General features: G+C 72.4%; 18 protein-coding genes. 7 read left to right on the forward strand and 11 right to left on the reverse strand.

The window, feature by feature from the left end:
- Positions 1-81: 81 nt before the first annotated feature.
- Positions 82-786, forward strand: a complete 705-nt coding sequence (locus OG928_RS35935) for a DUF4386 domain-containing protein (RefSeq protein ID WP_331766189.1) — start codon at positions 82-84, stop codon at positions 784-786.
- Positions 787-933: 147 nt separating this feature from the next.
- On the opposite strand, the gene OG928_RS35940 is transcribed toward OG928_RS35935, so the two are convergent.
- A complete protein-coding gene (locus OG928_RS35940; protein ID WP_406291533.1) occupies positions 934-1,653 on the reverse strand; it encodes a sigma-70 family RNA polymerase sigma factor in 720 nt (239 codons plus the stop codon).
- On the opposite strand from OG928_RS35940, the gene OG928_RS35945 reads away from it, so the two are divergent.
- On the forward strand, positions 1,652-2,530 hold the full coding sequence (locus tag OG928_RS35945) for an alpha/beta hydrolase (RefSeq protein ID WP_331766191.1): 879 nt from the start codon (positions 1,652-1,654) through the stop codon (positions 2,528-2,530). The genes OG928_RS35940 and OG928_RS35945 overlap by 2 nt on opposite strands.
- 113 nt (positions 2,531-2,643) lie before the next feature.
- Here the strand turns inward: OG928_RS35945 and OG928_RS35950 are convergent, their stop codons facing one another.
- The 5 genes from OG928_RS35950 to OG928_RS35970 all read right to left on the reverse strand — a co-directional run bounded on the left by OG928_RS35950 (position 2,644) and on the right by OG928_RS35970 (position 7,241).
- The gene (locus OG928_RS35950) at positions 2,644-3,003 is read right to left on the reverse strand and encodes a hypothetical protein (RefSeq protein WP_331766192.1); all 360 of its coding nucleotides are present in this window, start codon (positions 3,001-3,003) and stop codon (positions 2,644-2,646) included.
- Positions 3,004-3,015: 12 nt separating this feature from the next.
- Entirely contained in the window at positions 3,016-3,405 is a 390-nt protein-coding gene (locus tag OG928_RS35955) for a hypothetical protein (RefSeq protein WP_331766193.1), read from the reverse strand.
- A 126-nt stretch (positions 3,406-3,531) separates the two neighbouring features.
- Positions 3,532-4,731, reverse strand: a complete 1,200-nt coding sequence (locus OG928_RS35960) for a serine hydrolase domain-containing protein (RefSeq protein WP_331766194.1) — start codon at positions 4,729-4,731, stop codon at positions 3,532-3,534.
- Between the two features lie 501 nt (positions 4,732-5,232).
- Positions 5,233-5,925: a response regulator transcription factor gene (locus OG928_RS35965; RefSeq protein WP_331766195.1), complete on the reverse strand. Its 693-nt coding sequence runs from the start codon at positions 5,923-5,925 to the stop codon at positions 5,233-5,235.
- Complete coding sequence (locus tag OG928_RS35970; protein WP_406291534.1) at positions 5,910-7,241, reverse strand: sensor histidine kinase; 1,332 nt, start codon at positions 7,239-7,241, stop codon at positions 5,910-5,912. Before OG928_RS35970 ends, OG928_RS35965 begins: the two co-directional genes overlap by 16 nt.
- 184 nt (positions 7,242-7,425) lie before the next feature.
- On the opposite strand from OG928_RS35970, the gene OG928_RS35975 reads away from it, so the two are divergent.
- The 5 genes from OG928_RS35975 to OG928_RS35995 all read left to right on the forward strand — a co-directional run bounded on the left by OG928_RS35975 (position 7,426) and on the right by OG928_RS35995 (position 14,812).
- Positions 7,426-8,118 carry an ABC transporter ATP-binding protein gene (locus OG928_RS35975; protein WP_331766197.1) on the forward strand — a complete coding sequence of 231 codons (693 nt, stop codon included), beginning with the start codon at positions 7,426-7,428 and terminating at the stop codon, positions 8,116-8,118.
- Entirely contained in the window at positions 8,115-10,490 is a 2,376-nt protein-coding gene (locus OG928_RS35980) for an FtsX-like permease family protein (protein ID WP_331766198.1), read from the forward strand. The genes OG928_RS35975 and OG928_RS35980 overlap by 4 nt, the downstream gene beginning before the upstream one ends.
- 405 nt (positions 10,491-10,895) lie before the next feature.
- Positions 10,896-11,864, forward strand: coding sequence for a universal stress protein (locus OG928_RS35985; RefSeq protein ID WP_331766199.1), 969 nt, complete (start codon positions 10,896-10,898; stop codon positions 11,862-11,864).
- Between the two features lie 903 nt (positions 11,865-12,767).
- Entirely contained in the window at positions 12,768-13,769 is a 1,002-nt protein-coding gene (locus OG928_RS35990; protein ID WP_406291535.1) for a hypothetical protein, read from the forward strand.
- 215 nt (positions 13,770-13,984) lie between these two features.
- Positions 13,985-14,812 carry an inositol monophosphatase family protein gene (locus tag OG928_RS35995; protein WP_331766201.1) on the forward strand — a complete coding sequence of 276 codons (828 nt, stop codon included), beginning with the start codon at positions 13,985-13,987 and terminating at the stop codon, positions 14,810-14,812.
- A gap of 80 nt (positions 14,813-14,892) precedes the next feature.
- On the opposite strand, the gene iolD is transcribed toward OG928_RS35995, so the two are convergent.
- Genes iolD through OG928_RS36020 form a run of 5 tightly spaced genes read right to left on the reverse strand, consistent with a single transcriptional unit; the run spans position 14,893 to position 20,390 of the window.
- Positions 14,893-16,779, reverse strand: coding sequence for a 3D-(3,5/4)-trihydroxycyclohexane-1,2-dione acylhydrolase (decyclizing) (gene iolD / locus OG928_RS36000; protein ID WP_331766202.1), 1,887 nt, complete (start codon positions 16,777-16,779; stop codon positions 14,893-14,895).
- Positions 16,776-17,678 carry a 5-deoxy-glucuronate isomerase gene (iolB, locus tag OG928_RS36005; protein ID WP_331766203.1) on the reverse strand — a complete coding sequence of 301 codons (903 nt, stop codon included), beginning with the start codon at positions 17,676-17,678 and terminating at the stop codon, positions 16,776-16,778. The genes iolD and iolB overlap by 4 nt, the downstream gene beginning before the upstream one ends.
- Positions 17,675-18,592 carry an aldolase gene (locus tag OG928_RS36010; RefSeq protein ID WP_331766204.1) on the reverse strand — a complete coding sequence of 306 codons (918 nt, stop codon included), beginning with the start codon at positions 18,590-18,592 and terminating at the stop codon, positions 17,675-17,677. Before OG928_RS36010 ends, iolB begins: the two co-directional genes overlap by 4 nt.
- Positions 18,589-19,620 carry a 5-dehydro-2-deoxygluconokinase gene (gene iolC, locus OG928_RS36015; RefSeq protein ID WP_331766205.1) on the reverse strand — a complete coding sequence of 344 codons (1,032 nt, stop codon included), beginning with the start codon at positions 19,618-19,620 and terminating at the stop codon, positions 18,589-18,591. The genes OG928_RS36010 and iolC overlap by 4 nt, the downstream gene beginning before the upstream one ends.
- The gene (locus tag OG928_RS36020) at positions 19,617-20,390 is read right to left on the reverse strand and encodes an ATP-binding cassette domain-containing protein (RefSeq protein ID WP_331768232.1); all 774 of its coding nucleotides are present in this window, start codon (positions 20,388-20,390) and stop codon (positions 19,617-19,619) included. The genes iolC and OG928_RS36020 overlap by 4 nt, the downstream gene beginning before the upstream one ends.
- Between the last annotated feature and the right edge of the window lie 133 nt (positions 20,391-20,523).

Raw genomic sequence — 20,523 nt, forward strand, 5'->3', positions numbered from 1 at the left:
ATCCGCTCGCTCCGTGCCGACCCGGGCAGGTGGGCGACGACGTCGTCGACCCGTCCGGGCGAGAGAAGGAGAGCAGTCCAGGTGGACTCGACCAGAAGAATTGCGGCAGTTGCGGGCGGGTTCTTCCTCGTTACCGAGATAGCCGCGATCGCAGGAGTTCTTCTCTATCGCCCCGTCTTGGACGATCCGCGGTACATCGTCGGCAGTGGTGCCGACAGCCGCGTGTTCCTGGGGGCGCTGTGTGAACTCGTCCTCGTGCTCGCGATCATCGGCAGCGCGGTCACGCTGTTTCCGATCATCAGGCGGCGGAACGAAGGGGCCGCCGTCGGTTATGTCTGCGCCCGTCTTCTCGAAGCCGCCGTCATCGTCGTCGGCATCGTCGGCATCCTGTCGGTCGTGACGCTGCGGCAGGACTTGGCGGGAGCGGCGGACACCGACACCGCCTCCGCCGTCACGGTCGGCAAGTCCCTGGTGGCGATGCACGATTGGACATTCCTGTGCGGCCCCAACTTCATCCTGGGCGCGAACTCGGCACTGCTGGCGTACGTGATGTACCGCTCCGGACTCGTGCCGCGGTTCATCGCCGTGCTGGGGCTCGTCGGCGGCCCGCTGATCTGCGCTTCGGCGATCGCCGTGATGTTCGGACTCTACGAACAGGTCTCCGTGGTGGGGTCGGTCGCGGCAATCCCGGTATTCGCCTGGGAACTTGCGCTCGCCGGCCGGCTCATCACCAAGGGGTTCCAGCCTTCTCCCGTCACCCCCGCTCGACTTCGACCGTCACAGTGAAGACCGGGCGGCGGCACGGCCGGAACGGCTTCGGGAACGTGCTTATCCCGGGGTTGGCCGCGAGCAGGAGGGCGGCGACAGCGCGGGAGATGCCGGTGTCGTCGGTGAGCAGCGCGGCCCGCTTCGAGGGGTTACCGAATCAAGGGCTCAGGCGTCGTCCCTGAGCCGATCGCGCTGGATCCGGTGGGCGAGGGCGCGACGCACGGAGGCCGACGCGGTGGTGGTCGCCGCGGTGGAGGTCGCCGTGGTGGGTGTCGGGGCGGTGGCCGTCCTGGCGGGGACGTCGAGACCGCGGCTGATCTCGTCGTACGCGTCCTGGTAGCTCCCGGGCATGCGTGCCCGATGTGCCCTCAGGTCCTCTTCGAGGAGGCGCCGCAGCTCGTCGACGTTCTGGGGTGTGAATCGTTTCCTGCCCCGGGCGACGGCGTCGACGTAGCGCGTACAGCGGGCGGTCTCGTGGAAGGTCTCGGAGATCTCCTCGGCGAGGCCCCACAGGCGTCCTTCGAGCCACGGGGCGTCGTGCTGGTCGAGGGAGAGCTCCATCGAGGGCAGCGGATCGCCGCTCCTGTACTTCGCCACCTGCTTGGACACGGCGGGCTGACTCATGTCGGTGAGCCTGGCGATGCGTTCCTGGGTCCAGCCGAAGCCGGCGAACAGCTTGATCATCTCGGCGCGCAGCTTCCGCATCTCCTCGCCCGCGCGGATGACCTCGTTCATGCCGGCGAGCATCCGCTCGGCCTGTTCCTCGGTCAGCGCCTCGGGGTTTCGGTGCGTGTTCTCCTCGCCTGCCACAACTCGGTTATATACCCGAGCGCTCTTAATAACAAGGTTGTACAACCTGGTTATGGCCGGCAGGATCCAGGCCATGCCCACCTTCACCGCACCCGACGGAACCCGACTCGCCTACCGCACACACGGAGCCGGCGACCCGCTCGTCTGCATCCCGGGAGGTCCCACGGACTCCCGCTACCTCGGCGACCTCGGCGGCCTGTCCGCGCGTCGCCGACTGATCGTCCCGGACCTTCGCGGTACCGGCCGGTCCGCGATTCCCGAGGACACCTCCTCCTACCGCTGCGACCGCCTGGTCGGCGACGTCGAGGCCCTGCGCGAACACCTCGGCCTCCCCCGGATGGATCTGCTCGCCCACTCCGCCGGCGCGAACCTCGCGACGCAATACGCGGCCCGATACCCGAACAACATCGGCAAGCTCGCCCTGATCACCCCCGGCACCCGAGCCGTCGGCATCGCGATCACCGGCGAGACCCGACGCGAACTCGCGCAACTCCGCAGGAACGAGCCGTGGTTCCCGGCAGCGTTCGCCGCCCTGACGGCGATCAACGAGGGCACGGGCAGCGATTGGGAGGCCATCGCCCCCTTCTTCTGCGGCCGATGGGACGCCGCGGCCCAAAAGCACCACGCGGAGAGCCGGCCGAGCAACCAGGAGGCCGTCGCCCTCTTCGCGACCGAGGGCGCCTTCGACCCGCAGACCACCCGCACGGCGCTCGCCGACTGTGCGGCCCCGGTCCTGCTCCTCGCCGGAGAGTTCGACCTCAACAGCCCCCCTCGGTCGGTGGCCGAGTTCGCCGAGCTGTTCCCCCACGCCACACTCGTCGTGCAACCGGGGGCGGGGCACTATCCCTGGCTCGACGACTCCGACCGCTTCACGGCCACCACCGCGGCATTCCTGGGCCACGGACCCGCGCACACCCCGCCCACCACCCCGAAGCCCGAGCAGCCTCGCTGAAGATGACCAACGTTTTGCCGCGCACGACACCCGACTCCGGGGAGTACGCCCATCGCCCCAGGCCGCCCGGCTTTCGAGGGCGTCCCGCTCCGGAGCGCATGCCCGGACGCGACTCAGACGCTCAACCGCTCCCAGAGCGGCGGCTCCAGGACGCCCACGTCGTCCCAGACGCAGACCTCCAGCGTGGTGAGGTATCCCCCGAAGGCGAAGACCAACGCTTCCCCGATGAATTCACCGCCGTCGTGCCGGATGATTCCGTCCGCGACGATCGGACTCCCCGCCACCGGCCCCGCCGCCACGGTGTCCCGGTCCACGCGTAGATCCACGGACGGACACCCGCACGTACAACCCGACTTCATCCGCGTGTGGGGAATCTGCGGCCGATAACCCCGATCCGCGTCGGTGTCCCCGGCCAACAGCAATTCCAGGGTGCGGCGGACATCGTCGCTCAGCGGCCCCCACCCCTCGGACACGATTCCTCCTGATCACTTGGTGTCGACGTCACTCGCGGTTCGGTCGGCGCCTTCGGGCCGGGTGGGTCGGAGCAGAGCGCGCAGTTCGCTCGCCGGGTCGGTGGCGTCGAGGAGGCGCACGCCGTCGGGAAGCAGAACGAGAGGGCCCGAGTTGGCCCGCGCCGCGACCCGCGCCTGCTCCCAAATCAGGACGATCTGCATGATGACCGCTTGGTAGGCATGGTAGGCGTCGCCTCTGGCGGGCTTCCCGAACCGGCGGTAGAACTCCTTGTCCACCCGGTTCCGGGCCTGCCCACGTCCCAGTCCGACCCCCGAGAACACCACCACGAACGTACCGGCGGCGAGCGCGATGATCTCCTCGCGGAGCAACGCCTCGACGCCGGTACCCGAACTCTCGGTCATGACCGGCACGCTACCAACACGCGTGCGTCGCCGGTCCGCCGATCCCGCACGGATCAGAGGGACGTGAAACCCGGGTGCTCGCGGAGCGCTTTCGCCGCTCGCCCGGTCAGCGCGGAGCGCCGACCATCACTTGCACAGAGCGGTGTCGACGAGAGCGTCGGTATGCGCGGAACCCGCCGCGGTGGGCGCCCTGTTGGCGGTGACGGCGATCGCGACGGCGCGGCCGTCATCGGTGACGCCGTTGCGCGTGGCGTAGCCGGGGGTGTCACCGCCATGCCCCCAGGTCAGGCCGCCGCAGCTCAGCGGCAGGCTGGACACCCCCAGCCCGTACCGAGCGCCGGACCCCATGCCGAACTCGTCGGGGATCGGGACGGTGGTGCGCATCTGGGCGAGTTCCGCCGGCCCCAGGAGCTTGCCGCCGACCAGGGCGGAGAAGAAGCGGTTCAGGTCGCTCGGGGTGGAGATCAGCTGCCCGGCGGTCCATCCCCAGGAGGGGTCGAGCCGTGTGATGTCCTCGAATGGTCCCCCGGGCTTCGGCACCTGGTAGCCCTGGGGGTGGGCTTCCCGGATGCCCTCGTCGCCCACACCGGGGAAGTAGGTGTGGCGCAGTCCGATGCGGTCGATGACGCGGTCGGTGATCTGCTCGGCGACCGGCCGGCCGGTGACCTTCTCGATGAGCAAGCCGGCCAGGATGTAGTTCGTGTTGCTGTACGACCAACGGGTCCCGGGAGCGAAGAGCGCCTCGTGGGCGAGCGCCACGTCGAGCAGGGTGCGGGGCTGGTAGTAGGTGTGGCGGCCCTCGCCGAGCACGTCGTTGATGATGTAGTCGGTGTAGTTGGGCAGTCCGCTGGTGTGCTGGAGCAACTGGCGTATGGTGATGTTTCGGCCGTCTATGCCCACTCCCCGCACCAGGTTCGGCAGGTATCGCTCGATGGGGGCGTCGAGGGCGACCTTGCCTTCGCCGACCAGTTGCAGGACGACCGTGGCGGTGAACACCTTGGTGTTGCTGCCCGCCCGGACCTGCCCGTCGACCGGTGCCTTCTTTCCGGTCCGCAAGTCCGCGACGCCGACAGCGTAGTTGCGGGAACGCCCGTCCCGGTCGACGGTGGCGGCCAGGGCGGCGGGGAACTGGTCGTCGTGCACCAGACGTTCCAGCCCCTGCCGCACGACATCACGAGAAGCAGGCGTCTGCGCCGCCGACGCGGGCAGCGTGCCGCCGCTTACGGCCAGGGCCGTGGCGACCACGGCCACCGTCGTGATCCCACGCCGAAACCCGGACGACGACGAGACACGGACACGGACACGGGCCGAAGAACGATCGGTCATGGAGAACCTTCCTTGCGCACCCTGCCGGGTGCATCGGTCACTCGGAACATCGCGTGCGCGGCAGCACGAACCGCTGTGCCCCGAGCGTTGGCGCGCTCGTGCAACACGGTTACGGGCATGGGGAGATGGAGCAGCCCGAGCACGGTGGCGGTACCGGCGCGCGGCGGCCGGAACAGGTCCTCATGCCGCAACGGCCCTGTACACAAGGGGCACTCCGCAGCACGGTGAATCCTGTGGTCGCATGCCCAGAGACTAGGAAGCCACCCCGGTGCGACTCATCATCCGCGGGCACGAGGACCCGGGTACCGCCCCCGGGCCCACGACCGGTACCCGAGTCCCGATTCGGTCTCGTCCTCCGGGGCGAGGCGCGCACATGACGCGCCTGCACCTCGGCCGACCCGGCGCGGGCAGGCACAGGATCACCGAGCCGCTCCCTCCGCGGGTTCGGTGCCTGTGGGTACGTCCAAGTGCGATGACCGGAAACGTTTGCCGGTCACGGCTCTACGCGCCGCCTCCCGGGGCGATCAGGCCGGTCTCGTAGGCCAGGACGACGGCTTGGACGCGGTCGCGGAGGTCGAGTTTGGACAGGATTCGGCCGATGTGGGTCTTGACCGTGGTCGGGCTCAGGAACAGGCGGTCGGCGAGTTCGGCGTTGCTGAGGCCGGTCGCGAGCAGGCGCAGCACTTCGAGTTCGCGCGGGGTCAGGTCGGACAGGTCGCGGGGCGCGGTGGCGGTCTGCGGCTCGTCGCGGTGGGCGAAGCGCTCGATCAGGCGGCGGGTGATCGTGGGCGCGAGCAGCGCGTCGCCGGACTGCACCAGGCATACGGAGGCCACCAGATGCTCGGGGGTGACGTCCTTGAGCAGGAAGCCGCTCGCACCGGCGGTGAGCGCGGCGTAGACGTAGTGGTCGAGATCGTAGGTGGTCAGGATGATCACGCGGGTGCCGGTCGAGTTCTGGTCGGCGAGGATCCGTCGGGTGGCTTCGATGCCGTCCATCTGTGGCATCCGGATGTCCATCAGGACGACGTCGGGCCGGGTACGCCGAACCGCGGCGACCGCCTCCACTCCGTCGGCCGCCTCGGCCGTCACCTCGATGCCGTCGGCGGCCAGGATCATCCCGAATCCGGTCCGCACCAGGGCCTGGTCGTCGGCGATGACCACGCGCAGCGGTGGCCGGTTCACGCCGACCGCCACGGGACTCGGGCCTTGATCCGGTAGCCGCCGGTGAGGGTCGGCCCGGCCGTCAGTTCGCCGCCGTACAGCGCCAGCCGCTCGCGCAGCCCGATCAGCCCGCGACCGTTGCCGTCCATCGGTGGGCCCTCGCGCACGCTGCCGGTGTCGATGATCTCGATCTCCAGGCAGTCCCCGGTGTAGCCGATCGTGACGCACGAGGTGGCACCGGGCGCGTGCTTGATCGTGTTGGTCAGCGCCTCCTGGACGACGCGGTACGTCGCGAGGTCGACCCCGGGCGGCAGCGGGTCGGGCGGCAGCGACACCGCGAGGCTCACCGGCGTCCCGGCGGCGCGTACCCGCTCGACCAGGGCGCCGAGCCGATCGAGCCCGGGTTGGGGTTCGAGGCCGTCGAGGCGTTCGTTGTCGGGGGCGGCGAGCAGCCCCATCACATGGCGCAGTTCGGCCATCGCGGCCCTCCCCCCGGCCTCGACCGCCAGCAGCGCTTCCTTCGACCGCTCCGGCGCCGCGTCCATCACCTTGCGCGCCGCCCCCGCCTGGATCACCATCACGCTCACATTGTGCGTCACGACGTCGTGCAACTCGGCGGCGATCCGGGATCGTTCCTCCTCCACGGCCCGACGCGTGGCCTCCTGCTGGGCCCGTTGCAGTTCCGCGTACCGGTCCCGACTCGCCGTCAACTGCCGCCGCCAGAACAGGACCAGGCCGGCCGCCACTCCCGCGACCAGCAGCACGACTCCCGGGCTCGACCAGCCCGGCAGTACCGGGGCCGAGTCCCGGAACGCGACGCCGGCCAGTACGGCTGCGAGAATCAGCACGGCTATCGCCCGCGCCCGGTATCGGCTGTAGACGACGGCGCTGTAGGCGCCGATGACACAGGCCAGCACGTTGATCCAGGACGTGTCGTCCTCGCCGATGACCACCGCCGCGCCCAGCACCGTGGCGAAGGCGACCAGCGGATACCGGCGCCGGGCCACCAGCGGCAGCACCGACAACGCCACCAGCGGCCAGGGCACCGAGGACGGCCCCTGGTCCGGCACCCCCGGGGGCGGGGGCAGCCGAGGCGGCGGCGGCGGGGCTTCGAACGGGGGGCTCTTCGTGTCGATCCTGACCGGTCCGCTGTCGGGATAGCGCACCGCCACTATCAGCGCGATGACCGCCAGCAGGACCGCCAGCACCACATCGGCGCGCACCGCCCCGCGCGAGAGCGGCGCGGCCCCCTCCTCCGCACGCAGCGCGACGCCCAGTTGCCGACGCCATCCGCGCCGGTCCTCCTTGTTCACCGGCTCATTGTGCGGCCCGCCCGCTCCGGGACGCATCAGCCTGCGCGACCAACGCCCCGCCTTTCCGGAGTACTTCGCAGGGATGACCCCGCGGCCGGGTCATCCGGAGGAACGGCCGGATGTCGGTGCCGCGACCGACGCGCCGCACCGAACCCGGCGCCTACGTTCGCTGAGGCCGGCAACGGCACGAGCCTCTCGACCCCAAGGACGGACAATTCCCATGACTGACGTGATCGAACTGGAGGGCGTGGCCAAGCGCTACGACAGCGCCGGCGCGCCCGCGCTCGGACCGCTCGACCTCGGCGTCGCCCGGGGCGAGGCGCTCGCGGTGACGGGGCCCTCCGGCAGCGGCAAGTCCACGCTGCTGAACCTGGTCGCGGGCCTGGACAAGCCGACCCAGGGCGCCGTGACCGTGGCCGGGCGGCGGATCGACGGGCTGAGCGAGCACGCGCTGGCCCGCTTCCGCCGCGAACAGATCGGCATGGTCTTCCAGTTCTTCAATCTGCTCGACGACCTCACCGTCGCCGACAACATCCAGCTCCCCGCCCAACTGACCGGCACCACGCGGCGCAAGGCGGCGGCCCGCGCCGGTGAACTCATGGAGGTGCTGGGCATCCAAAAGCACGCCCGCGCCTACCCGGGCCGGCTGTCCGGCGGCGAGCGCCAGCGGGTCGCGGTGGCCAGGGCGCTGGTCAACCGACCCGCGCTGCTGCTCGCCGACGAGCCGACCGGCGCGCTCGACACCGCCTCGGGCCACGACGTACGGGAGTTGCTGGTGGATCTGCACCGCCAGGGGCAGACCATCGTGCTGGTGACCCACGACCTCGAACTGGCGAAGGCGTGCGCGAGCCGCACGATCCACCTGGTCGACGGCCACCTCGCCCTCGACACGCGCGCGGAGGCCGTCCGATGATCTCCTTCGGCTCCGGCGCGCTCGGCAGGGTCGTCCGCTCCGGGGTGGGCCGGCGGCGGGTACAGACCCTGGTGATCGCCCTGGCCACGATGATGGCGGTGGCCTCGGCGGTGGTCGCCGGCTCGCTCATGGTCGCCGCCGACGCGCCCTTCGACCACGCGTTCGCGCAGCAGCACGGTGCGCATCTGAGCGCGCAGTTCGATCCGGCCAAGGCGAGCACGGCGCAACTGGAGGCCACCGGGCAGGTGGCGGGTGTCACCGCGACCGCGGGGCCGTACCCGTCCACGATGATCCACCCGGTGGACCGCGATGGCGTGCACCTTCCGGCGCTGACCCTGGTCGGGCGAAGCGGCCCGCGCGCCGACGTGGACGACCTGGATCTCAAGTCCGGCCGGTGGGCGGCGAAGCCGGGCGAGATCGTGTTGTCCGCCTCGTTCGGCGGCCCCGCCGTCGAGCTCGGCGCCATCCTGAAGACCTCGGACGCCGCGGACAGCCCGACCCTGACCATCGTCGGCATCGCCCTGTCGGCGAGCAAGACCGCCGACACCTGGGCGACCCCCGAGCAGGTCGAGGCGCTGGCCTCGGCGGACAACCCGCTCACCAGCCAGATGCTCTATCGCTTCACCGCCGCGGGAACAAACGGCGAGATCGCCGCCGCCCGGACCGAACTCGCCGCCGCAGTGCCGCCCGGGGCGCTGCTGGGCAGCCAGTCCTATCTCGACACCAAGCGCGCCGCCGATCAGGGCGCCGCGCCGACGATCCCCTTCCTGATGGCCTTCGGCGCGCTCGGCATCGCGATGTCGGTGATCATCGTCGGCAGTGTGGTCAGTGGTGCGGTCGGCACCGGCCTGCGCAGGATCGGCATCCTCAAGGCCATCGGCTTCACCCCGCGCGAGGTCGTGCGCGCCTACGTGGCCCAGGCGATGATCCCGGCCGCGGTCGGCATCGCCCTCGGGGTCGTGCTGGGAAACCTGATGGCGCTGCCGCTGCTGGCGGACACCGAGGAGGCGTACGGCGACACGTCGCTGTCGGTGGCCTGGTGGGTGGATGTCGTGGTGCCGGTAGCCGCGCTGCTCATCGTCGCGGTCGCGGCGCTGGTGCCCGCGCTGCGGGCCGGGAGGCTGCGTACCGTCGAGGCGATCGCGGTCGGCCGGGCGCCGCGCACGGGGCGCGGCCAGTGGGCGCATCGGGCGGCGGGGCGGCTGCCGCTGCCCCGGGCGGTGACCTACGGTCTCGCGGGCCCCTTCGCGCACCCGGTACGTACGCTCGCGATGCTGCTCGCGGTGGCCTTCGGCACCGTGGCGGCGACCTTCGCCGTGGGCCTGACCGCGTCCTTGAACGCGGTCGGCGACGCCCAGGACCCGGAAGACCGTGCGGCGGTCACCGTCATCGCCTCCGGCGCACCGGACGGCGGACCCGGTGTACCGCTGCGCAGGGGGCCCAATGCCGCCGCCCCGACCGTCGACCCGGCGCCGATGCGCGCCGCCATCGAGGCACAGGCGGGCACCGCCTCGTACTACGGCATGACCGAGGCGGAGGTCACCGTGACCGGGGTCTCCGGCGTCTCCCGGGCCCACCTCTACCAGGGCGACTCGCGTCCCGGCAGCTACGAGATGATCTCCGGGCACTGGATCGGCGGCGCGGGGCAGGCCGTGGTGCCCACCCGCTTCCTGGAACGGACCGGCACCCGGATCGGTGACACCGTGCGGGTGACCTACCAGGGGGACACGCAGACATTGCGGATCGTCGGCGAGGCCTTCGACGGGTCGGACGACGGCATGCGAATCCACGCGGACCTCGGCACGTTCGCCGCGGCCCGGCCCGACGTCTTCCTGGTGGAGCTGAAGCCGGGCGTCTCCTCCGCCGAGTACGCCGAGAGCCTCGCCGCGGTGCTACAGCCCCTGGGCGGCGACGCCATGGCCAACTCCCCCTCGGAGTCGGAGGGCATGATCGTCATCCTGAACGCGATGGCGGCGCTGCTCACCCTCATGCTGGTCTCCGTGGCGGCCCTCGGCGTGCTCAACTCGGTCGTCCTGGACACCCGGGAACGCGTGCACGACATCGGCGTCTGCAAGGCGCTCGGCATGACGCCGCGCCAGACCGTGAGCCTCGTGCTCTCCTCGGTGGCCGGGATCGGCCTGCTCGGCGGCCTGGTCGGGGTGCCGGCCGGGTTCGCGCTGCACGCCTATGTGTTGCCGGTGATGGGCCATGCGGCGGGCACGAATCTGCCGCCGAGCGTCCTCGAGGTGTACGACGCGCCGCAGCTGGTCCTGCTGGGGCTCGCGGGCGTGGTGATCGCGATCCTGGGCGCGCTCGTGCCCGCGGGATGGGCGGCCAGGGCCCGCACGGCAACGGCGCTGCGCACCGAGTAGGTCCCGGCGGCCGCAGCACCGGGCCGGGCCCGGGCGGGGTCGAGGCTCTTGACGATCGCCACCGCCGCGGCTCTCGACGATCACCACCGCCGCCGGACGGTCGGGCCCTTCCCGGGCGGGGAGAGGCCCCACCGTCCCGGCGGCCGCACCGTGTCGTCGAGGATGCGCGGTCGGTGACCGTGGTCGGTACGCCGCGCCGCGATCACCCGATCCCGCCCCCGGCGGATGTCCTCGGCACCGGTGGCCGCCGCCGCACCGGGCGCGGACACCGTCTCCGGTCCGACGTCGGGCCGCTTCGAGGGGCGCCCCGGAGCGGGTCGGCGCGCCATCGAGGCGCTCGCGGAGAGACAGTGGAAGTCAGCACCGCGATCGAGGCGGGTTCCCCCACGGTGATCGGAAGCTGTCATGACAACCGGACGTCGGCCCGTGGTGGCCGGAGTGGAGAATTCGGCGGCGGGCATGATCGCCGTCACATGGGCCGCGGACGAGGCCGCACGGCACGCGCTGCCGCTGCGCCTGGTCCACGCGTCGGAGTGGCCCGCCGGGCCGGCGGAAGCGCCGGATGGGACTCGGGCGAGTCGGCATGGCCCGCTGCACGCCACGCACGCCTTCGACTGGACGACCGAGACCTATCCCGACGCCGGCGTCCCGGTGCCCCGCCGCAGCTGGGCCGAGCGGCGCCACGAGGCCGACGAGGCCCTGCTGGACAAGGCACGGACCGTGGCCACCACCCGCAGACCGGGCCTGGAAGTGAGCACGGCCACGATCGAGGGCCGGCCGGTGGACGTGCTGCGCCTGGAGGCCCGCGACGCGGCCATCCTCGTGCTCGGATCACGCCGGTTGTCCGCCCTCACGGAACTGTTGACCACGGGCAGCATCGCCGTCCCGCTGAGCGCGCACGCACCGTGTCCGGTGGCGGTCGTCCGAGGCCCCGAACCCGCCGCCGGCGTGCCACAGACGGTGGTCGTCGGGATCGACGGTTCGCCCGGTTGCGAGCACGCCGTCGGCTACGCCTTCGAGACCGCCTCCCTGCGCGGCGCCACCCTCCAGGCCATCCAGGTGCGCCCGCCGACGGCGAACATGGTCGCCGCCTTCGGCAGCGAGGACGAGGTCGAGGAAGCCCAGATCCGGCTGAGCGAGACCCTCGCCGGATGGAGCGAGAAGTATCCCGACGTGCCCGTCGACCGCGTCACCGTCCTCGGCCACCGTGTCCGCGCGCTCGCGGACGCCGCCCAGGACGCGCTCTGCCTGGTGGTGGGCACCCGCGGCGTGGGCGGGTTCCGCGGCATGCTCCTGGGATCGGTCAGCCAGGGCCTGATCCACCACGCGCCCGGCCCCCTGGTGATCGTCCCGCACAAGGACGACACCAGGTGAGCGGCGGCGCCTCGACGTAGCGGACCGGACGGCGCCTCGGCGGCCACCGCGCCGCGGACCGCGCCGGGACGCGCGCACCGCCGGGCGAACCGGCGGTGCGCGCGTCCAGGGCGCGTATTCGGTTGTGATCAAGAGGTGCCCAGTGCCGTGACCGGATCAGGGTGAGACGGTGCGGGGCGGCCGTCCATGCACCGCCCCCGACGTCGAGGGCTCCCCCGTACGCTCCGACCCCGTCCGCTCGGACCTCGCGCGTCTCGGCGATGTCCGTGCGACCAGGTACACGCACCGCGTGCAGAACGCCTCCCGCCGCCGGGCCCCGTCCGCCTCTCGAGGTCGCGGCAACGCCGTCCCACAGACCGCGCTGTCCGCCTGTGCCACCACATGCCACACGGCCGCGTCCGGGCCGTCGACCGCTCTCGTCACACGCATGGCCGGCTCCCTTCTCGTCGGATGGGACAGGTCACCGTCCATGCAAGCCACAGCCGGCCCGGACCGCACCTCGAAGAACCCGCCGCTCGACCCCTCGACGCCGCGCCTGCGGGCCGACACCCCGCGCATCCGGATTTTCACATTGCGCCATGCGGGTGAACATCGACGCGGCCGAGACACGTCGCGGCGAGATGGGGATCGAGCCAGGATCACGACGTCCGCCGAGAGCCGTTCTCGTCGCGAAGGGGACGCCCCTCACGCGCTTCCCGATCGTGGTTGTGTGTCGTCGTGAGTAGACCGGAGAACGACGGAGAGATTTCCGTGAACCATCGCTCGGACGGCCCTGATTCCTCCATGGGCACACGAATTCGGGCCGCGAGATGTCACCGAGCCTGGGCCGTCGCCGAGCTCGCGACGCGGATGCGGCGCCGCCTCGGTGATCGCTCCGGAGCGATGACGGAGAGTCTCCCCCGCATGATCCGCGACTGGGAGGGCGACAAGGTCCGGCCCCGCGAGCGCCATCGACTCCTTCTGCAGGACATCCTGGACCTCGATCTCACCGATCCGCCGCGCGGGCCACGGCCGGAGCACCGCCACGACGGGGATCAGGCGGAGCGCCTACGCGCGCACAGCGCGCACATCGTGGCCCTCGACACCCGCTTCGGCGCGCGCGACCACCTCGAACAGGCCGTCCGCTCCGCCCGATCGGCGCGACGCGCGACCCTGATCGGGCCCACCTCCCGCGACACACTGGCCGCGGTCGCCGAGGCCCAACAGATCGCGGGCTGGATGGCGTTCGACGCCGACCGACACGACCTCGCGGCGGAACTGACCACCCGGGCCCTGGTCACCGCGCGCCTGGCCGGTGATCGATCCGGCGAACACTTCGCCCTGTCCCAACTCGCCATGCAGGCCATCCACCTCCGCCAACCGGGAGTGGCACTGGGCATCTGCGACGCCGTCCTGGAGGACGACCTACCCCCGGGCGTGCGCACCCTGTTCCTGATGCGCCGGGCCAGAGCGGTCAACCAGTTCGGCGAACACACGAAGGCCCTCGACCTCATCGCCGAGACCCTCGGCAGACACCGCGAGGGCCACCACGCCCGCGACCCCGCCTGGGCCTGGTGGCTCGACGAAGCCGAGATCACCTGGCATCACGCCATGATCCACGCCGACAACCGGCGTTGGACCCGCGCCATCCCCCTGTTCGAGCAATCCGCCGCAGCACGAGCCCCGGGCACCCGCAGCGCCCACTACGACCACGCCCACCTGCTGCACGCCCTCGCCCGCACACACGCGTGGCACGACGTCGACGAACTCCTCCACTCGCGAATCGCCCCGCTCCACCCGAGGATCGCGTCCCCCCGCACCACAAACCTCCTGGCCCACACCGCCCACCTGATGACATCGCACCGCACCCGAACCGCCCCCCGGGAAGCGGCCCACGACCTGCGCACGGTGCTCCACCCCGAATAGCCCCCCGGACCGCCACGATCGGGTTGCCGGACCTGGTGGCGGGGTTCGGGGGTCGACATAATGCGGGGGCAACCAACCTATTGCACGACGGCGACCCGATGTAGGTACGGCTTCCGCGTGGGGCGGACGGCACGGGCCGGTCGCGTGGGTCGCCCGGCGGCCCCCGATCGATCGGGCATCGGTCTCATCGACCGCCGTAGGCGAGGAGCGACACCGTGGTCTTCCCCCTTCCCCGCACGCTCGCGGCACTGCGCGTCGCCCGAGAGGCCGCACAGACGATTCGCCGAGCCGGGCGACCTCGGCGGATCCGGCTCAAGTCCTCCGGCGCGGACCTGGTCACCGCGACCGACCTGCGCGTGGAGAAACTGGTCCGGGCCTGGCTGAGCAGCCACTACCCGCAGGACGCCGTGGTCGGCGAAGAGGGCGGTGGGCTGGCCGAGTTGGACCTGCGGCGCCCGACCTGGTTCGTGGATCCGCTCGACGGCACCACCAACTTCGCGCACGGGCTGCCGCACTACGCGTGCGCGATCGCCTTCTGGGACGGCGAGAAGCTCGCGCTCGGCGTGGTCGCCGACGCGACGCGGCGCCGGACCTACTGGGCCGAGGCCGGGCGCGGCGCGTACGAGGGCCGCAAGCGGTTGCACGTGTCGGACACCCGAACGTTGGGCCGCAGCGTGGTGGCCACCGGCTTCCCGCCGTCGCGGGCCACCGACCGGGACAACAACCTGGCCGAGTTCCTGTCGGTGGTGAACGGGACGCGCGACGTGCGGCGGCTCGGGTGCGCCGGCATCGATCTGTCCTGGGTGGCGGCGAGCCGGCTGGACGCCTACTGGGAGCAGCGGTGCGGGCCCTGGGACTGGGCTCCCGGCGCCATCCTGGTGCGTGAGGCCGGGGGCCGGGCGACGACGTTCGAGGGCGAGGACTGGAAGCCCGGCGACGGGGAGTTGGTGGCCTCCAACGGGGCCATCCACGACCGCCTCCTGCGCTCGTTCGCCGAGGCCAGGGCCGGTGCCGGGCTGCCGTCGCGGCCGCTGGCGGCCTGACCGCCCGACCGGCGAACACGACCCGCGAACGCACGGAGCCCGCGACCGTCACCGGTCGCGGGCTCCGTCGCTGCCCGGTCCTACGCGTTTCCCGCCCGCTCGGCCCTGGCCTGGTCCATCCGCCGGCGCGCGGCCGACACCTCGGGTCGCGCGGACACCTCCGGCACGCCCACCTCCCACCACGCACCGGCCTCGGTCCACCGGTCCGGCCGGGTGCGTACGACCACCACGGCCGGTCGTCGGGCCGCGCGCGCCGCGGTGTACGCCTTCTCCAGGTCCTCGACCGTGTCGGCGGTGAACACCTCGGCGCCCAGCGCGGCGGCGTGTGCGGCGAAGTCGACGCGATGGTCCGCGGCGGCGCCCGGGCCTCGGCAGTCGGTGATCATGTTGTTGAACGGCGCCGCGCCCTGGCCCTCCTGGAGCCGGGCGATCACCGCGTATCCGCCGTTGTCGCACACCACCGCGACGAAGTGGTGGCCGGACAGGACCGCCGAGTACAGCTCGGAGTTGAGCATCAGGTAGGAGCCGTCGCCCAGGAGCGTGGTGACCACGCCTCGCGGCCGGGCCATCGCCGCGCCCCACGCCCCCGCGATCTCGTAGCCCATGCAGGAGAATCCGTACTCGACGTCCATGGTCGCCGCGCCCACGGCCCCCGACGCCCGCCAGCCGCCGACGAGTTCGCCGGGCAGGCCGCCGGAGGCGGTGAGGACGTAGTCGTCGGCGCCGCAGATCCGGTTGACCGCGCCGACGACCTGCGCGTAGGTCGGTGTCTCGGCCGGGTCCGCCGGCGCGCGCAGGCGGTCGACGGCGCCGTCCCATGTGCGGCGCTCGTGTGCGGCGCGCGCGGTCCAGGCCCGGTCGGGCTGCCAGTCGGCCAGCAGGGGCGCGAGTTCGCGCAGCACCTCGCGGGCGTCTCCGGTCACCGGTGCGGCGCGCCGCTTGACCGCGTCGAACCGGGCCGCGTTGATCGACACCAGCCGTGCGTCGGCGGCGAAGACGCTCCAGGACGCGGTGGTGAAGTCCTGGAGGCGGGTGCCGACGGCGAGGATCAGGTCGGCGTCGGCGGCGAGCGCGTTGGCCGAGGAGGAGCCGGTGACGCCGAGCGGGCCGGCGTGCAGCGGGTGATCGTGCGGGAGCAGGGTTCGCCCCGCGACCGTCTCGGCGAGCGGGACACCGTGCGCCTCGGCCAGGCTCAGCACCTCGTGGGTCGCGTCGGAGTAGCGCACGCCACCGCCGACGACGATCAGCGGCCGTTCGGCGGTACGCAACAGCGCGGCCGCGTCGGCGAGTTCGGCGAGATCCGGGCGCGGCCGGACCGGCCGGTGCAGGCGCGGCGCGAACAGCGTCACCGGGAAGTCGTACGCCTGGGCCTGGACGTCCTGGGGCAGTGCGAGCGTGACCGGCCCGCAGTCGCCCGGATCGGTGAGCACCCGGGCGACCTGCGGAAGGGTGGCGATCAGTTGTTCCGGGCGGGTGATCCGGTCCCAGTAGCGGCTGACCGCGCGGAAGGCGTCGTTGACGGTGCTGCTCGGATCGTGGAAGTGCTCGACCTGCTGGAGCACGGGGTCGGGGGCGCGGCTCGCGAAGGTGTCCCCGACCAGCAGGAGCAGCGGCAGCCGGTTGGCGTGCGCGACACCGGCGGCGGTGACCATGTTCAGCGCGCCGGGGCCGATGGAGGACGTGGCCGTCATGACCTGGCGGCGGTGCGTGGCGCGCGCGTACGCGACCGCGGCCAGGGCCATGCCCTGCTCGTTCTGGCCGCGCCAGACGGGCATGTCCTCGCCGGCCTCGTGCAGGGCGTCGCCGAGGCCGAGCACGTTGCCGTGGCCGAAGATGGCGAACACGCCGGGGAACAGCCGCGCCCGGCGCCCGTCGACGAGTTCGGTCTCCTGGGCCACCAGCCACCGGACGAGCGCCTGGGCGGTGGTGAGCCGGACCGTGCCGCCGGTCGTGGGGGTCGTGGTCATCGGATTCCTCCGCTCGGGACCGGCAGGGGGGTGAGCGGGCACCTGGGGTCGGGCGCCTGGCCGGCCCAGCTGTCGCGGACCCAGTGGTGGGCGGGGTCGTCGCAGGCGAGCATGCGCCGCTCGTCGGCGGGGCCGGCCATGACGTTGAGGTAGTACAGGTGGTGGCCGGGGGTGGCCACGCACGGTCCGTGGTAGCCGCGCGGGACGAGGAAGACGTCGCCGTCGCGGACGGTCACCGTCTCGTCGATCGAGCCGTCGGCGGTGTAGGTCCGGTGCAGGCCGAACCCCTCCCGGTCGGGGGTGCGCCCGTCGCGGCCCGCCACGCGGAAGAAGTAGATCTCCTCGTTGACGCACTCGTGGGCGCTCGCCTCGTCGTGCTTGTGGGGCGGGTAGGACGACCAGTTGCCGTCCGGGGTGAGGATCTCGCAGACGACGAGCTTGTCCGCCTCGAACGCGTCGGGCGTCATCAGGTTGTTCGCCTGCCGGGTCGAGCGCCCGGCGCCGCGCACCTCGACGGGCACGCCGGCCGCCGGCCCGTACGCGGGATCCAGACGCCGGGTCGCCCGCGCCGAGGCGAGCGCCAACTCGCAGCCGTGCGCGCTGGACAGGCGCAGTTCCGCGTCGCGCGGTACGTACGCGAAGTCCGTCACGGCGGTGAACACCGAGTCGCGCCCGGCCAGTTCGAACCGGTGGCCCTCGGTCTCCACGGTGGCGGAGCCGGCCAGTGGGATCACCGCGACCTCGTGGTCGCCGGTGGCGATCTCCCGTCGGCCGCCCGGGGGCAGGTGCACCACGCGCAGGCCGCTGTAGCACCACCCCGCGGCCTCGGGGGTGATCAGCAGCGGGTCGTCGGCGCCGGCGGCCGTGCCCCACGGGTGGAACAGTCGCGGATCGTTCACGCGATCACCTCCGCCGTACGCCCGTTCGCGACGCGCAGGACCCGCGCGGCGGCGTCGACCGCGCCGCGCACGTCCCCGTCGGGCGGGTACAGCAGCGCGCGGCCCACCACCAGGCCGCGTACGGTCGGTTGCGCCAGCGCCCGTCCCCACGAGGACAGGTCGGCCTGCGGATCGGCGGAGGGTACCCCGCCCAGGACCACGGTCGGCAGCGTCGTCGCACCGGCCACCTTCTCCGGCTCTTCGGTCGCCGGCAGCTTGAGCCAGGTGTACGCGGACGTGGTGCCCAGGGCCGAGGCAACGGTCACGGCGCGGATGTTGGCCGCGGTGGAGCGGTCCAGGACCAGGCGCCCGGAGGTGTCTCGCCGATACGGCAGCGGCTCGATCATGGCCGCGATCCCGTGGTCGGCGAGCTCGCTCACCGCGCGGGCACAACCCTCCAGGGTCGGTATGGTGCCGGCGTCCTCGTCGACGATGCGCAGCAGCATCTTGCCGCCGTCGAGCCGGTATCGCTCGATCGCCTCGGCGTCGTAGCCGGTGAAGCGGTCGTCGATCTCCCAGGACGCGCCCGCCAGGCCGCCCCGGTTCATCGAGCCGATGACGATCCTGTCGTCGAGTACGCCCAGGAGCAGCAGTTCCTCGATCACGTCCGGAGTGCCCAGGACGCCGTCCACGTCCGGGTGTTCGAGTGCTTCGACCAGGCGGCCGAGCAGGTCGCGGCGGTCGGCCATGGCGAGCGCGTCGGCGCCGACGCCGAGCGAGCCCCGCCCGGGGTGGTCGGCGGCGACGAGGAAGAGCGTGCCGTGCTCGGAGAGCAGGCGCGGTCGGCGACGGCGCTCGGCGTACGCGGTGGACACCGCAGCGGGCGCGTTCGCCCGGGTCGCCAGCAGGTTGTTCCAGTCGTTGTCGCTGATCACGTTCGGGTCTCCAACATCGGATGGTTCAAGAGCGCGTCGATTTCCCGGTCGGTGGGCATGGCGTCGGCGCACGCGAGTCGACCGGCCACCAGGGCCCCGGCGGCGTTGGCGTACTCGGCGATGCGGACGGGGTCCCAGCCGGACAGGAGGCCGTGGACGAGTGCGCCGCCGAAGGCATCGCCGGCGCCGAGTCCGCACACCACCTCGACCCGGCGGGGGGCGACCGTGGTGCTGCCTTCGGGGGTGGCCACCAGGACGCCTTCGGCGCCCTTCTTGACCAGCACCAGCCGCACGCCCCGGTCGAGCAGGCGGCGGGCGGCCTCGTCGGGGTCGCCGGTGCCGACGGCGATCTCCACCTCGGCCCGGTTGCCCACCACCACCGTTGCCTCGTCGACGAGTTCGCCGATGTGGCGGGCGGCGGTGGCCCGGTCGGGCCAGAACATCGGCCGGTAGTCGAGGTCGAGCACGGTGTGGGCGCGTCGGCCCCGGGCGGCGAGCATCCGCAGATGGGTGCCGCGCGAGGGCGCGGTGCTGGCGCCGGTGCCGGTCACCCACAACACGGGTACCTCGCGGAGCAGGTCCCACGGCACGTCTTCGTCGGTGAGGGTCAGGTCGGGGGCGACCGGCAGGCGGTAGAACAGCAGGGGCGGGTCCTCGGGCGGGTCGAGCGCGCAGAAGACCACGGGTGTCAGCAGGCGTTCGTGCGTGGACACCCAGCCGGCGTCGACGCCGAAGTCGGTCAGGGCGGTGCGGACGAACGTGCCGAAGGGGTCCGCGCCGACCTTGGTCAGCACGGCCGAGCGCCGGCCGAGCCGGGCGGCGGCGACCGCCACGTTGGTGGCGGTGCCGCCGAGCGACCTGGCGAAGGTCTCGACGCGGTCCAGCGGGACGCCGCTCTGTTGCGGGTAGAGGTCCACGCCGACGCGGCCGACGGTGAGCACGTCGGGGACGGGGGGCGAGGCGGGCGCGGACGGCGGTCCGGAGGCGGGTCGGGCGGCTCCGGTCGGGGTTCGTTCGGGGACGGTCATGTCTTGGCTCCCGCGCCCAGTTCGTGGGCCAGGGCCTCGAGTTCGGCGCCACCGGCCATCTGCCGGGTCAGTTCGGCGAGGGTGATCTCGTCCTTCTTGAAACACCCCTGGCTGCGGCCGCGGTTGAGCAGAAGGAATCGGTCCCCCACCGGATAGGCGTGGTGCGGGTTGTGGGTGATGAACACGACGCCCAGCCCCCGGTCGCGGGCCCGGGCGATGTAGCGGAGCACCACGCCGGCCTGCTTGACGCCGAGCGCGGCCGTCGGCTCGTCGAGGATCAGCACCTTCGCGCCGAAGTGGACGGCCCGCGCGATCGCCACGCATTGGCGTTCGCCGCCGGAGAGCGTGCCCACCGGCTGTTCGACGTCACGCAGGTCGATGCCCATGTCGAGCAGTGCCCGACGGGCGGTGCCGCGCGCCTGCGCGATGTCGAGCCGCGAGAACGGGCCGCGCCCCTTGCGCGGCTCGGAACCGAGGAAGAAGTTGCGCCATACGCTCATCAGCGGGACCACGGCGAGGTCCTGGTAGACCGTCGCGATGCCGCGGTCCAGGGCCTGCCGGGGCGAGGAGAAGCGGACCGGCTCCCCCTCGACGAGATACTCGCCGCTGTCGTTGTGGTGCACGCCGGCGAGGATCTTGATGAAGGTCGACTTGCCGGCGCCGTTGTCGCCGAGGACGCAGGTCACCTCGCCGGGGTCAACCGACGTGGAGACCTCGCTCAGCGCGATCACACTGCCGAACCGCTTGCCCACGCCGCGCAGTTCGAGCAGGTGCGGATCGTCCGGGCGGCGTTCGGCGGGGGTGGCGGACGTCGATGTCGCGGTCGCGCCGGCCTTCGTCGCCCCCGACTCTCGTACGGCCGGTGCGGGGGCGGCGGATTCGGGGGCGGCGGATTCGGGGACG

The sequence above is a fragment of the Embleya sp. NBC_00896 genome (genome assembly GCF_045207785.1).
Lineage (GTDB): Bacteria > Actinomycetota > Actinomycetes > Streptomycetales > Streptomycetaceae > Embleya.